We start from the raw sequence: 13,474 nt of genomic DNA, 5'->3' as shown, positions 1-13,474 counted from the left end.
CGTTAATAATCAAATTATCCGTTTGGAGAAAACTGTGAACAAGACAAACACAATAAAAACAAAGGCATTTAACCCGACAGCTATAGTCATTGCTATGTCATTGTCAGTGTTATTAACCGGCTGTAAGCAAGAATCTAATGAAGTAGTTGCAGAGCCTGTCGTTCGTCCCGTATTTGTTGAAAAAGCTTCTGCTGTAAGAGTTGAAGACTTGTCATTTAATGGTGTTATCCAATCTGCGAGTCGAGCAGATCTATCCTTTCGATCCAGTGGGCGCATTGTTGAAATGCTGGTGAAAGAAGGTGATGAAGTACAACAAGGGCAATTGATAGCGAAATTAGATTCTGTTGACGCAAAAATTGCACTGACATCAGCTCAAAATGAACTTGCGAATGCGCGCTCTGAATACCAACGCGCAAAAACCTTGTACGAGAAGCGCCAGTCCATATCAAAAAGTAAGTTTGAAGAGCTAACGCTTCGTTTCAAGCTTGCTGAAAACCAATATGAAGAGGCACAAATACGTCTTGATGATACTAATCTGAGAGCGCCATTTTCAGGAGTGATAAGCCGGACATTAGTAGATAACCATGTGTTGGTACAAAGTAATGAAGTGGTGGTATCGATTCATGATTTAACCGATTTAGAAGCGGTAGTTCAAGTACCAGAGAGTGTGATGACGCGTAACAACGACGCGGCAACGACGTTCGCTCGTTCACCTTTAATTCCTAATCAAACTTTTGAACTGACGTTGAAAAAATACGAGACCGAGCCGGACCCTGTAACGGGTACTTATGCAGTTACATTATCGATTGATACGTCTGACGATAGTCGCCTGTTGCCTGGTATGAACGTAAATGTTCATTCGCATTCAGAGCCAACTAAATCGAAGCAAATTCAGGTTCCTTTGGCTGCAGTTAATCCTGATAATACGGGTAACCAATATGTTTGGGTCGTAGACGAAAACAATACACTGAAAAAAAGAAATGTGGTAACTGGCAGCCTAAATGGTGAACGAGTTGCTATTGAGTCAAACCTAGCTCTAGGAGAGCAAGTCGTTGTCTCTGGCACACAAAAATTACATGAGGGATTAGTTGTACAACCTAAAGTGATTGAGGCTCATTAAGATGAATATCGCTCAACAAACAATTGCGAAGCGAACCAGTGTATGGGTGATGATTGCACTCATGCTTATTGGTGGTTACATCAGCTATCTAAAGCTAGGACGTTTTGAAGATCCTGAATTTGTCATTCGTCAATCGGTTATCGTGACACCTTACCCTGGTGCAACGGCTCAAGAGGTTGCAGACGAAGTTACTGATATTATCGAAGGAGCTGCGCAATCGCTTCAAGAAGTGGATGAAATTACTTCTGTATCTAAGCAGGGAATGTCTGAGGTTACCGTTGAAATTAAGCGTGAGTTTTCCCGTAATGAAGCAGAGTTACAACAGGTGTGGGACAAGCTGAGAAGGAAGGTCAATGATGCTCAGCGATCACTGCCTCCGGGTGCGGTTTCATCGATTGTTAATGACGACTTTGCCGATGTTTATGCTCAATTTTATGCAGTCACGGGTGAAGGGTTCTCCGATAAGCAATTACAGGATTATGTTGATGAGTTAAGAAGGGAATTGGTACTTGTTCCTGGTGTCTCTAAAACGACCACTTACGCCGAAAAGCAAGAAACCATCTTTGTTGAGATCTCAAATGATCGCTTAGCTCAATTCGGAGTGTCAGCTCAGCAAATATACGATGTATTAGAAAAGCAAAATGTAGTGACGGTTGCAGGCGCGATGAACGCCGACGGCATGCGCATTTCTGTTATCCCTAAAGCAAATATTAGCTCTTATGAGCAGCTAAAAAGCGTGCAAATCAGCCTAGGTGATAACAATACCGTCATGCGATTGAGCGATATCGCTAACGTTACTCGCGGTTATCAAGAGCCTGTATCACAGCTGATGCGCTTTAATGGTGAACGTGCGGTTGGGCTTGGTATTTCAAATGTCGCAGGCGGTAATGTTGTGGAAATGGGAGATGCGGTAAAAGCCCGTATCGCCGAGCTAGAAAGCCAACGTCCCCACGGTATAGAGCTGCATGAAATTTCAATCCAGTCTGACTCAGTGCGAGACTCAGTAGCGGATTTCATTAACAATCTAATCGCAGCGGTAGTCATTGTTTTTGTAGTACTTTTGCTATTCATGGGTTTGAGAACTAGCATCGTAATCGGCTTTGTATTGGTACTGACGGTGGCAGGTACATTAATCGTCATGTTGATTGATGACATCGCAATGCAACGTATTTCGTTAGGCGCGTTGATCATTGCGTTGGGAATGTTAGTCGATAATGCGATTTTGGTTACAGACGGCGTGCTAACGCGCTTACAGAAGAACCCTGAAGCTGACAGACAAACCGTGGTTAATGACATTGTAAACGAAACTAAGTGGCCTCTATTGGGAGGTACGGTTGTTGGTATCTGTGCTTTTAGTGCTATTGGTCTCTCACCGTCTAACATGGGTGAATACGCAGGGTCGCTATTCTGGGTAATCCTGTACTCGATGTTGTTAAGCTGGGTGCTGGCTATTACCGTAACACCATTGCTATGCCACGACTTTTTGAAAGTTGATAAAACAAAGGCAATTAAAGGCCCTAGCAAAGTTAGCCTTTGGTACAAAGGAACGTTGGAATGGGTTCTTAACAACCAAAAGAAAAGCTTAGGTGTAGTCGTTCTACTATTTATCCTAGGTGTGAAGATGTTTGGTCACGTTCCTCCAGGCTTTATGCCTGAGTCTCAAAGAGAGCAGTTCGTTATTGATGTATTTCTACCACAAGGTACCGATATACGCACAACAGAAAACGTATTACTCGATATTGAGCGTGATGTACGATCAAATGATGGTGTAACTAATATCACGAGTTTCATTGGTTCGGGTGGCTTACGTTTCATGTTGACATATTCGCCTGAAGCTCAAAATGCCAGCTACGGTCAAATGCTGGTTGATGTTGATAACTTTGATGTCATTGCACCACTGATCGCTAAGCTGCAAGTTGAGTTGAATGAGACTTACGATGAAGCATCGATTAACGTATGGAAATTCGTGCTTGGTCCTGGTGGCGGTAAGAAAATTGAAGCAGCATTCAGTGGCCCGGACAGTGCTGTTCTTAGGGAGCTTGCAGAGCAGGCGAAGCGCTTGATGGCGGAAACACCTGAACTAATTGCTATACAAGATAACTGGAGACAGCAGGTTCCTGTGGTTACACCGGTTTACTCGTCTGATAAAGCGCAGCAATTTGGTCTAACGACGCAGGAGCTCAATCAAGCTTTGGAGCAGTCATTGGTCGGCAAGCGTGTTGGCGTATTCCGTGAAGGTAACGACTTGATTCCGATCGTTGTGAGGTCGCCAGAACATGAACGCACACACGACCGAACTATCGAGAACACTCAAGTGTTCACTCCAACAGCAGGTCAATATTTACAACTAGAGCAATTTGTTGAGCGCGTTGATTTAACTTGGCAAGACTCGATGTTACGCCGTGTCGACCGTGTGCCTACTATCAAAGCTCAAGCTGATCCTCAGTCTGGTGTATTAGCTGCAGAGGCACTAGAAGCGGTAAAAGATAAAATTGAAGCGATGCCTTTACCATTGGGTTACCAGTTGGAATGGCACGGAGAATACAAAGATGCGAAAGAAGCAAATGAGGGCTTAATGGCATCAGCGCCTTATGGCTTTGCTGCGATGGTCTTGGCTGTGGTCTTCATGTTCAATGGTATTCGCCAAGCATTAGTTATTTGGTGCACGGTTCCTCTAGCGGTATTGGGTGTTGCAGTCGGTTTAGTGTTGTTCCAAACACCGTTCGAGTTTATGGCAACACTAGGGTTTTTAAGCCTAGTTGGTATGATGGTGAAAAATGCAATCGTACTTGTAGACCAAGCAGAGAATGAAATTCGAAATGGTAAAGAGGCGTATAACGCTATCATTGATGCCGCAATGAGTAGGGCAAGACCAGTAATACTGGGTGCAGCCACTACCATCTTAGGTGTAGCACCACTACTGATCGATCCATTCTTCAAAAGTATGGCGGTAACCATTATGTTCGGACTGCTGTTTGCAACAGTGCTAACACTGGTGGTAATACCTTTGAATTACGCGCTGTTTTTTAGAGTGAAGGCAAAAGCGTAAGCATAATTAAATGCGACTGAACATCGGATATGGAAATACTAAAAAAGCCCGACATTGTTGGGCTTTTTAAGTATTGTTGTGATACTCATATTTACAATATCCATGTTCAATAAGTCTCTGAGTGTTCTAGTCTTTATGTTATGTTGTAAACAATAACTTAGTAAACAAGGGAACGATTTGAACTATGGGAAACAACCTTGATAATCTCGACCTAAACTTGTTACGTTTGCTAAAGGTGGTTGTAGAGACTCAAAATACCTCTGTAACGGCAAAAAGATTGGGTATCTCTCAAACCAGTGTTAGCCGAGGGTTAGCAAAGCTTCGAGAAACCTTTGGTGATCAACTCTTTATTCGCAAAGCACACGGTGTCGAGCCGTCTGAACTAGCTGAAAAGCTGGCAGAAGCATCAGACAATATGCTCAAGCCGTTCACTCAGGTGCTGGAAGCGTACCAAGAATTTGATCCCGTGGAATATTCTGGGGAAATTGTCATTGCTTGCGATGTCACTTTGTTAGATGTATTCGGGAAGGGGCTGTATCAATCGTTGAATCAAGCGCTACCAAATGCCTGCTTCAAGTTAATCAACTGGCAACAGCACTCTTTGCAAAATATGTTAGACCGACGAATTGATTACATGCTGCACTATACGCTGCTACCTCTACCACAAGATATTTATACGCATCATCTATCTAATATCGAAATTAATTTGGTCGCGAGAAAAGATCATCCAGTTTTGTCTCAGACATCTAATTGGGATGATATAAAAGACCTTCAAATTGTGAAGTATGCTTCATCCTCTGTTGAACCGGGGGAAAAGTATGATTTATATGATGATTTGTTTATAGCGAAAGGTGTGAAGCCAAAGATCTGTTTGAAGAGCCAAAGCATTCCCATTATTGTTGATAAGCTAGTTAACTCGGATGCTATTAGCTTCAACAGTAGCTATATCTTGATGCATAATGAGCAATTGGCCTGTTATCCACCACCAACAATGCCTGACCATTTAAGAACGATTAGCGTGTCTGGTGGTTATTTACAGTCAAAACGTGGTTATCCGCTTAATCAGCATCTTCATCAAGCGGTTCAGTCGTTCTTTAATTCAATCGTTCAGCCAGATAATCAATCGTATTAAAAAAAAGGTATTTAAGAACGAAGAAAATAAAATAGAACGCGAAAACTAAAAAGCCTCTATGTTGGTAACGCCTTGGTTACTACGATAGAGGCTTTTGAGATTGTGTTACACATTTACTTTATTAGAGCTGATTGTCGGCTAAGCAAAGAAGGCGTTAGAATTTGTAACTCACACCTACAGATGCTAGGTAATCTTCACTCTTATAGAAATTAATATTCGAATCGTTGTAATTAACGCCAGCAAAAGAGACTAAATTCCAATTTTCTAAACTAGCGATATTCGCGTACTCGTAGGCTGCAAAGAACTTGTGTTTGTGGTCGGAGCGAGTTTTTCCGTAAATAGAGTTTTGACCATCGAAATCTCGATACGCGTAGCTGCTCGTTAGTGCGACTTTGTGGGCTCCATGAGTGACAAAGTACGTCATTTCTATCTCATACTGGTCGAAGGTTTCTGCTTTACCGTCAGCATCATTATGTAAGTAACCCAAGCTCGTACTTAAGCCCATGTTTGGTGTGAAGTGAGCAATATACCCACCTTTTAGTAAGTACATGTCACTATCACGTGCAAGCTCTGTGGCTAGGATCTGTTCGTTGTCTACTTCGGTTGTCGCAAAAGCCATATCTAGTGAAAAACCAGAACCGACAATGTTATTTGCTTGGAATCTGTATGCGTTTCCCTCAACGTCTGTCTTGCTACGACGACCTTCTAAGTATGGATCTTTCCATACTTCGCCAGAAACAACGGTTGGAAGGTAAGCAATATCTAATTGAGTACCGTTTTGCATATTGTACTGATAGCCGATTTCGAACGCTAAATCACCGACGGCTAAGTCATCTCGGGATGTGCCCAAGTATACTTTTTGATTATGATGCTCACCAAGTTGATAACCGATACTACCTAGCGGCATAACAATTACATCGTCGTTGTGCGAACCCTTATTATTTCTATTTTTTAATACTGCGTCGCTTTCAGTACTCAAGTTTGAATTCGTTGATACATAACCTGTGGCGAGGATAAGTTCACCGCTAATTCGTGAAGAATCAAATGCGAAAGCGCTTGTTGTTAATGACGATAAAATAGCGACTGACAATATACTCTTAGTGTTCATTTTTTGTTTCTCTCAAAAGTTTGTTTTTCCTTTTATTGGTGCAACATCCGTTTACGAGGTGGATATTAAATTGATAAAAAATAATTAATATGGATAACAGATATGCATTTTTGAAAGGTTCGAGAGAAGAATATGAATATCTCTTATTCATGTATTGAACATGAGATGGTGTTTAAAGTGGGTTTATGTTTTTAGTCATGGAAAAGAAAATGCAGTTAAGCTCAGTGTCAAAACAGGATAAATATCAATCTACGATATATTTAAACGACCGCCCCTACGATGTTCTTGATATGGGGGAGGGAAGATGTTCTATCATCATCGTTGAAGATATTGATGACTATCTCGACAATTTAAGCAATCCGCCAATAAAAAACAGAAACATTCTTGTGGATGTGTCAAAGATGCTTATCTGGCAAACAAACGGTACGGAGTCGATAGAGGCTTTGTTGGCAAAGGACCTTCACTTGTTGTTTGATGTGTTCTGGTTAGAAGAGGTGGATGTAAGATCAGAAGTACCTAGTTTAAAAATGAGTGAAATATATAGCGTAGTAAGTATAAGGAACTACTCTTGCTCTTTGTTGAAAAGAAACTCCCTAGGTGCAACTGCCAGTTGAAAAGCACAGGTTGTGTTAAGCGAATAGAGTCTATTAGGATAGTGTAAAGGCATTCATAGGAACGCCTTTACACTAGGGTTCCACATACTATGTGTCTAGAACGTTAGGCATCGACAAAAATCACTTCACCAGTAAGAGAGTCATTGACCGAGCGCTCAAACGCTTTGCCAATAAGTTTGCTTGGTACAGGTTCAAAACCTGGCATCATTTCACCGTAAACATCCCACCTTCAGCAAGAATGGTCGGTTAATGACATTGATACGCGTGTTTCTTGGCATTTCAAAAGCAACAGTCTTAACGAAAGTGTCAATTGATCCGCTAGTGGTAGCATCAACAATCGCAAAAGGAATGGGTTTAACATTCAAGATACCGCTAATTAGAGTAAATGGACCGCCATCAGCAATGCACTTTTGGTCGATGCGAACAAGGTTGACTTGTCCCATCATTTTACTCATTACCGTGGTCATCCATTGTGCCCATGTATTTAAACACCACAGATTCTATTGCGTTCTTACCATCCAGAGCTATTGAAGGGTTCAATTTGGTGACGATCCCAATGGAGCACTCCCCTGAAAGCTTTGATGTGGTGGTTGCTTGGCACCCGAGATATAACGAAGACCCACTACAAAAATGGGTCACATCCTTGCTCAAGATTGAGGAATAACGGGTATTAAAAATGACAGTAAAGTAGGGCGCATCGACTGAATAGCTCGCATTATTAAACGAAACGTTTAGCCAGTTATCATCACTACTTGTTTGTTAGCCACATTGATGCAATTATTTAACGAGTGATATTACTCGGATGCATGTCTTATGATGACTATCGAACAGCAGCTTTCTCGGTTAGACCTAAACTTATTGGTGTCTTTAAGTGTTTTAATCAAAGAGAGGAACGTAACGCGAGCCGCTAATACCTTGTATTTGTCTCAGCCTGCGATGAGTCGTACGTTAAGTCGCTTACGAGAGTTGTTTGATGACCCATTGTTCTATCGAGAGTCCAATGGTTTAGTGCCCACACAAAAAGCGCTGGAACTGCAAGCGCCTTTAGAAGAGTTACTATTGGCTATGCGAAGCCTAGTAACAAAATCAGCGTTTGATCCTGCTGAGTGTGTTCAAACGTTTGTTGTATCTTTACCACCATTAATGAGTAGGATGCTTTCTGTCCCCCTTGCTGAACGATTCATGCACGATGCTCCAAACGCGAGTCTTATCGAATATCCCATTGCGAAAACGCCAACCAGCCAGCTGTTATCACGAGATGTGGATTTTACGATTCACATCGAAGCCCCGAGCAATCCAATCGAGTTTCCATACGTAAGCCTGGGGCAGATCTACCCGATATTTTATGTTTCTGAAAACCACCCTTTAGCGAAAGCTAAAAATGTAACGCTTGAGCAGTGCCTCGAATCTCGCTTTGTCGACCTCACGCTCGATATCCGCTCGAATTACGGGTTGCAACACCCAGTAGACTCTTACTTAGTTAAGAATGGAATGCAGAGAGATATAGCCTTTAAAAGCGGACAGCTTCTTACGCTGGTGGAAGTGATGCAGAGTTCGAATACTATTTTGGTTGCAACTCACAAATTGACTGAACTAGAGGGAATAGGCGACAAGATAGTGCCAATATACTCTCTAGATAATGTTCCTGAGTTAATGTTCGAGCTGTTTTTGATTGAGCATAAGAGAACCGTTACCAGCCCGGCGCATCAATGGTTTAAGAACTTAGTGGTGTCAGTAATTGAAGACGTTGTTTGTGAGAGTTGAGCCCAACGTCTTTGCTAACACCGCAATCTAAGCTAAGTTCTCCGCTTAGTTCAGGTTCCAATTAAACCTAAATGGCGTTCTTCGGGTTTTGGGCGAGTCATTGATAGCTTTTAATAGTGTTTTGGCTTCTGCTCGTGATACTGAGAGGGAAGCTGAAACTGAGCCTTCAGTATTTTTTGCGTAGCCAAGCTTCAATAACTTCTTCCAAATGTCTTTTGATTCAGAATTTAGAGGAAGTTGAAGCGTGCCTTTCGAAAAGGTTTTTCGCCCCGTGATCTCATAGATATCTTGCACCGCTTTGCTGTACTGTTTGTCTTCGACATGTCGACAAAATTGAATATTCAACTTTTTGGTATTTAATTGCTGGCGTGCGACAAAATAACGTTTTAAATCAATGAAATGCTTTCCGAGCAGATGAGCAATCGCAGCAAGGAATACTCCAGCTATGGCAACGTAATGCCAATATTGGCTCAGCCAATTCGATAAGGTTTTAGCCCCATCGATAGACCCTAAAGTGTTACTTAACGAGTCTAATAACTTTGCGTCACCGACTTGAATTGTTTGCTGCGCTACAGTCAACGATTCCAACTGATTGGTCTTCGTATTCCACCATGCCATGGTCTGTTTTGGTAAGGTGACTTTTCCTCGTTTTTGCAGAATTAACGTTACCTTTTGTTTGAGTGTGGCGGTATTGCTCTTATTCAAGCGATTAAATATATTTTCTTTGACTGCTGGCTTGCGATACAGCTCTACGCCCGAAATATCTAGGATGTTGATTTCCGGTAGCAACATCATATGTGAGTTTGCCACGCTCAATGTATACGTGGCAGTGACAGCGTGGCCAACTTCGAATTCGTCGGTTAGCGGGCGATCGGTTGATATCGAAAGCTCAGCATTAGGGCTTACAATCAACGCGTCTGTATCAATGTTGCTCACGGGCATTTGGGATGAAAAGTTTATTGGTTGCGATCTAATTGCCCCTTCAGCAACGTTATCATAGGCAAGCTTTATACTAACGGGAATATTCAATTCAGGAACAGTAAACTCGCCAGCTTGCATAGGGTACAAGTAGTAGCGTGCTTTTTGGGTAAACCACTTGGTGCCTTCAATTGTGCGTGCTGAACGCGCGACTTTCTGCTCATCTTTCTTTACGACTGTGTTGGGTATATCTAAGTAAGGTAATGCCAACTCTTCTTGAAAGGGGCGGGTACTCAATATTTCAACGTCAAGTGCGACTTGTTGTTTCACAGCGACATCTTGAGTTTTAATTTCAACTTTCAGCTTCAACTCACCGTCACTGACAAGCTGGTCTAGGTTAGTAGCACTTGCTGGTATTGAAATTAAAAGCATCATCGCTGATAAGACCGAAAACCAACATTTCAGAAGGGCGAATGCTCGGGCTGTCGATTTAGTTTTGTTCATTGCTGTATTCCTGCTGAAATTTTTGTCTTAGAAACTTAGATGGATTCTGTCTGACCTGTTTTAGCCAGACTTGGTCAGAGATCACGAGCTCCTTCTGACTCCCTTCTTTTGGTTCGTCGTCGACCAATTTCCTGTCATCAATGACTTTTTCTGAATCTTGCTTTGTCGGTGGTGTGCTCTTGATCTTTTCTATTGCAGCTTCCACAACTGCAAGGTTGTTGGTTGCTTGTTCTGCATACGTTTCGTTGTTCAACAGTTCGTTGTAAAGCGCAGTAGCTTTATCAAATTGAGCTGTATGAGCGTAGCTGTTCGCGACGATTAACTTAGCGAAATCAGTGAGCGCTGCCGGTTCGTCACCTTGTTCACTTGCTTGTGGACTTAATTGCTCAATCGCACCAAGGAAATCACCAGACAAATAACGACTGTAGGCTTTCCATGTTGAATCATCGAACAGAGCGGCACTTTGCGCGTAGTTGCCTTGCTTGAACTCGACATAAGCGTGTTGATCGTTGGATAGCCAAAAATCAAAAAATGAGTGCTTATTGGCGATTCCCCAAATCAGATTTCCTGCAATAAGCACAAGCAACAAGTGCATTGGCTTAAGTTTGGATAACCAAGCTAAACGGTTGGACTTGTTCGGAGTCGAAGTAGTTGGCTTCGTCAGATTATCAATCTTTTGATTGATTACCTTTTGATTCACTACCTGTTTATTATTTACCACTGTAGCGTCCACCCTTTTCTAAACCACATTAATTGGATAGGCAGCAACAAAAACAGCAACCAATAGCCCGCGTCTAACCAAGGTAGGGCGTTATCGCTTACTGCAAACAGGTTGTTTTGAATGCCCTGATAAACCGCTTCTACGTCGCTAGTGTCATGAGTGAATGAAACCATTTTTCCATGCCCCGCTTGCGCCAGTTGTGACAGTGAAGCGAGTTGGGGTTCGGTTAAACCTGCCGTGCCATTTCCGCCACTCTGCGGGTTTTCCCCCATCGCCCAAACGATCACTTGGTGTTGCTGTTGTTCAAACGCTTTAGAGAATTGTTCTATCGCTTCGTCATTGGTCTTGTCTGTCAGTATCAATACCGTTGATGGCGCTTTTGCTTGTGCAATTAGCTCGAGCGTCGGCTTTAACACCGAAGCTGGTTTGCTCTCGTTATCTGGCAGTAAGCTTCCATCCAATACATCAAGGAAGTATCGCGTTAACTCTTTGTCTTTGGTGACAGGCATCGCGACATGCGCACTGCCGCCGTATATCACTAAACCAGTTTTTGCGTCTCCACGTAGTTCAACAAGCTGATTGATCTTCTGTTTAGCGCGCTCTAATCGTGACGGCTGAATATCGGTTTTATTCATTGAATCAGAGACATCTAAGGCGATCACCAGCTCGGAATTGTCCTTAAAAAATGGTGAGGGTTGTTGCTGCCACGTTGGACCCGCCATAATGATCGTGGCTATAACCGCAAACACCAAAAACAATCGATTCGGAGAAACCATACGCGCTCGATTTTGGTTGAGAGACAGATGTTCTACCATGTTTTTAGACATTACAGGCTTCCACTGTGCGACTAAATCCTCTTGTTGAACGAGTGCACGATAAAACAACACGAACGGGACCAATGCTAACAACCACAGTGGACGCATGAAATGAAACTGGGTGATATCGCCACCAAACAATGTATTGAAATCAGTCATTGGTTAGCTCCTCTCTGCGGCGAATAACATGCTTTACTTCTTTTTGATGACGTCTTTGACGGCGTAGATTGGCACCAAACACGATTAAGGCCGCGAGTAGGTTGCTCACCAGACAAACGCCAAATACATAGTGGTGCAAGCTGTGTTTAGGACGGTGAGATAACAGTTCAAACTCTTGCTGTTCTAGTTCGTCTATCGTTGCGTAAGCTTGTGCGAGTTGTTTTCGGTCCATGGCATGAAACATCTGCCCGCCAGTTGCGGCTGATACCTTCTCTAAAGTGGGAAGATCCATCTTGTAGCGGCCTTTGGTGCTCGGGTCACCAATTGCAATGGTGTAAATCTTCACCCCATATTTGGCGGCGATTTCCGCAGCTTTGACTGGAGGCATTTTCGAGCTTGTGTCATCACCATCGGTTAGCAGAATCATCACTCGTTGGCGGCTCTGCTCTTGTTCGAATACGGCAATTGATAAGCCAATAGCATCGCCAAAAGCGGTTTGAAATCCGGCATAGCCAAGCTCAACATTTTCAAGCAATGATTGCCACACCTCAATATCTTCAGTAAATGGCGCTTGAACATAAGCTGAGTCTGCAAATAATATTAACCCTAAGCGGTCATGTTCTCGCTGGGCTGCAAACTCACGTAATACCTGCTTTGCAATGGTTAAACGGTCGTGTTTATTGCCTTGTTTATCGGCAAAATCCTCTTCTGACATCGAGCCTGACAGATCCAGTGCGACCATAATTTCACGAGCGGATTTCTTTTGTTCGATTGGTTCGCCCACCCACATAGGTTTGGCAATCGAGATGACTAAAGCAAGGTAGCTGATGATCACCAATAGCCATTGCACTTTACGACGGCTCATCTTGACTGCGGTTTCAGAGGGCTCTTGTGAAGACACGGCAATAAGGCGCTCAAAAAAGGGCACTTGAATCGCGCTTTTTGACTCTTTGTAAACCGGCAACAACCAATATACGACAAAGGGTAAGCAGAGCAGTGCAAACGCTATCGGGTATTCAAATTCAATCATGTGATACCTCGTGATGTTTTATCCAAAGTGCAACGTTATCCATGATGGCGTTTCGTTTTTCTTGCGTTAATGTCGCCGCTGAAGAGTAGGCGAGCTGAGCAAGTACACCTGAGAGTTTTGATGTAGAGAACTCGGATGAAAATTGGCGCTTGGTGCAATGGGCATCTAGCCATTTTTCCCAATCTGTACCGGTTAAAGGCGCAATATCTGTACGAGGGAAGGCGTACAATGCGGTTCTTCGTAGCAGTTGTGGTAGCCTTTGAAATGATGAAATGTCACCCGATTGAGCCTCTAAAGAGAGTTGCTCGAGTTCTACCAAGGCAGCGCGTCGGTATGTGTTTGCTAGATACTTTTGAATAACCAAATAGACACGATATAAAGCGAAGCCAAACAGCAACAAGAGTAGCCAGTACCAGCCTGGTGCATTCGGTAGCCACGAGATACTTTCTGGCAAAGAAGGCTCAGACAAAGAGGCCATTAAAGGATTCACATTTTCTGGCTGTAAAGGCTCAAGCCCAGTGTTAGTCGTCATAGTCTGCA

11 protein-coding genes and 2 pseudogenes are annotated in these 13,474 nt (G+C 43.0%); 6 read left to right on the top strand and 7 right to left on the bottom strand.

The window, feature by feature from the left end:
- The first annotated feature begins 34 nt into the window (after positions 1–34).
- The 3 genes from ATB74_RS05685 to ATB74_RS05675 all read left to right on the top strand — a co-directional run bounded on the left by ATB74_RS05685 (position 35) and on the right by ATB74_RS05675 (position 5,301).
- On the top strand, positions 35–1,120 hold the full coding sequence (locus ATB74_RS05685) for an efflux RND transporter periplasmic adaptor subunit (protein WP_155645123.1): 1,086 nt from the start codon (positions 35–37) through the stop codon (positions 1,118–1,120).
- A gap of 1 nt (position 1,121) precedes the next feature.
- Entirely contained in the window at positions 1,122–4,169 is a 3,048-nt protein-coding gene (locus tag ATB74_RS05680) for an efflux RND transporter permease subunit (protein WP_061017132.1), read from the top strand.
- 184 nt (positions 4,170–4,353) lie between these two features.
- The gene (locus tag ATB74_RS05675) at positions 4,354–5,301 is read left to right on the top strand and encodes a LysR family transcriptional regulator (protein ID WP_061017130.1); all 948 of its coding nucleotides are present in this window, start codon (positions 4,354–4,356) and stop codon (positions 5,299–5,301) included.
- Positions 5,302–5,455: 154 nt separating this feature from the next.
- Here ATB74_RS05675 and ATB74_RS05670 read toward each other — a convergent pair whose 3' ends face one another.
- Positions 5,456–6,409 (bottom strand): DUF2860 family protein, encoded by a 954-nt coding sequence (locus ATB74_RS05670; protein ID WP_060981395.1) that lies wholly within the window; start codon positions 6,407–6,409, stop codon positions 5,456–5,458.
- 185 nt (positions 6,410–6,594) lie between these two features.
- On the opposite strand from ATB74_RS05670, the gene ATB74_RS05665 reads away from it, so the two are divergent.
- Positions 6,595–7,023 carry a hypothetical protein gene (locus ATB74_RS05665; RefSeq protein ID WP_060981394.1) on the top strand — a complete coding sequence of 143 codons (429 nt, stop codon included), beginning with the start codon at positions 6,595–6,597 and terminating at the stop codon, positions 7,021–7,023.
- A gap of 103 nt (positions 7,024–7,126) precedes the next feature.
- On the opposite strand, the pseudogene ATB74_RS05660 reads toward ATB74_RS05665, so the two are convergent.
- Positions 7,127–7,496, bottom strand: a pseudogene (locus ATB74_RS05660) (short chain dehydrogenase); the annotation flags it as partial.
- Between ATB74_RS05660 and ATB74_RS23690 the strand changes: the two are divergent.
- Together ATB74_RS23690 and ATB74_RS05655 are read left to right on the top strand one after the other, a co-directional pair.
- Positions 7,475–7,687: pseudogene (locus ATB74_RS23690) on the top strand (LysR family transcriptional regulator); the annotation flags it as partial. The pseudogenes ATB74_RS05660 and ATB74_RS23690 overlap by 22 nt on opposite strands.
- Positions 7,688–7,836: 149 nt before the next feature.
- Positions 7,837–8,787, top strand: a complete 951-nt coding sequence (locus tag ATB74_RS05655) for a LysR family transcriptional regulator (protein ID WP_060981393.1) — start codon at positions 7,837–7,839, stop codon at positions 8,785–8,787.
- A gap of 45 nt (positions 8,788–8,832) precedes the next feature.
- On the opposite strand, the gene ATB74_RS05650 is transcribed toward ATB74_RS05655, so the two are convergent.
- From ATB74_RS05650 to ATB74_RS05630, 5 genes are read right to left on the bottom strand one after another with little or no spacing between them, the layout of a single operon-like run.
- Positions 8,833–10,209: a BatD family protein gene (locus tag ATB74_RS05650; RefSeq protein WP_061017129.1), complete on the bottom strand. Its 1,377-nt coding sequence runs from the start codon at positions 10,207–10,209 to the stop codon at positions 8,833–8,835.
- Entirely contained in the window at positions 10,196–10,930 is a 735-nt protein-coding gene (locus ATB74_RS05645) for a hypothetical protein (RefSeq protein WP_061017127.1), read from the bottom strand. The genes ATB74_RS05650 and ATB74_RS05645 overlap by 14 nt, the downstream gene beginning before the upstream one ends.
- The gene (locus ATB74_RS05640; protein ID WP_061017125.1) at positions 10,924–11,904 is read right to left on the bottom strand and encodes a VWA domain-containing protein; all 981 of its coding nucleotides are present in this window, start codon (positions 11,902–11,904) and stop codon (positions 10,924–10,926) included. Before ATB74_RS05640 ends, ATB74_RS05645 begins: the two co-directional genes overlap by 7 nt.
- On the bottom strand, positions 11,897–12,934 hold the full coding sequence (locus ATB74_RS05635; RefSeq protein WP_061017123.1) for a vWA domain-containing protein: 1,038 nt from the start codon (positions 12,932–12,934) through the stop codon (positions 11,897–11,899). Before ATB74_RS05635 ends, ATB74_RS05640 begins: the two co-directional genes overlap by 8 nt.
- The gene (locus ATB74_RS05630) at positions 12,927–13,466 is read right to left on the bottom strand and encodes a DUF4381 domain-containing protein (RefSeq protein WP_061017121.1); all 540 of its coding nucleotides are present in this window, start codon (positions 13,464–13,466) and stop codon (positions 12,927–12,929) included. The genes ATB74_RS05635 and ATB74_RS05630 overlap by 8 nt, the downstream gene beginning before the upstream one ends.
- Positions 13,467–13,474 lie beyond the last annotated feature (8 nt).

This window comes from Vibrio splendidus (genome assembly GCF_001557875.1).
Classification (GTDB): domain Bacteria; phylum Pseudomonadota; class Gammaproteobacteria; order Enterobacterales; family Vibrionaceae; genus Vibrio; species Vibrio splendidus_F.
This window is presented reverse-complemented; position numbering and strand designations above follow the sequence as displayed.

Coding starts and splice junctions, on each gene's coding strand:
- ATB74_RS05680 (WP_061017132.1), top strand. CDS start 1,122: ATGAATATCGCTCAACAAACAATTGCGAAGCGAACCAGTGTATGGGTG.
- ATB74_RS05675 (WP_061017130.1), top strand. CDS start 4,354: ATGGGAAACAACCTTGATAATCTCGACCTAAACTTGTTACGTTTGCTA.
- ATB74_RS05670 (WP_060981395.1), bottom strand. CDS start 6,409: ATGAACACTAAGAGTATATTGTCAGTCGCTATTTTATCGTCATTAACA.
- ATB74_RS05665 (WP_060981394.1), top strand. CDS start 6,595: ATGTTTTTAGTCATGGAAAAGAAAATGCAGTTAAGCTCAGTGTCAAAA.
- ATB74_RS05655 (WP_060981393.1), top strand. CDS start 7,837: ATGATGACTATCGAACAGCAGCTTTCTCGGTTAGACCTAAACTTATTG.
- ATB74_RS05650 (WP_061017129.1), bottom strand. CDS start 10,209: ATGAACAAAACTAAATCGACAGCCCGAGCATTCGCCCTTCTGAAATGT.
- ATB74_RS05640 (WP_061017125.1), bottom strand. CDS start 11,904: ATGACTGATTTCAATACATTGTTTGGTGGCGATATCACCCAGTTTCAT.
- ATB74_RS05635 (WP_061017123.1), bottom strand. CDS start 12,934: ATGATTGAATTTGAATACCCGATAGCGTTTGCACTGCTCTGCTTACCC.
- ATB74_RS05630 (WP_061017121.1), bottom strand. CDS start 13,466: ATGACGACTAACACTGGGCTTGAGCCTTTACAGCCAGAAAATGTGAAT.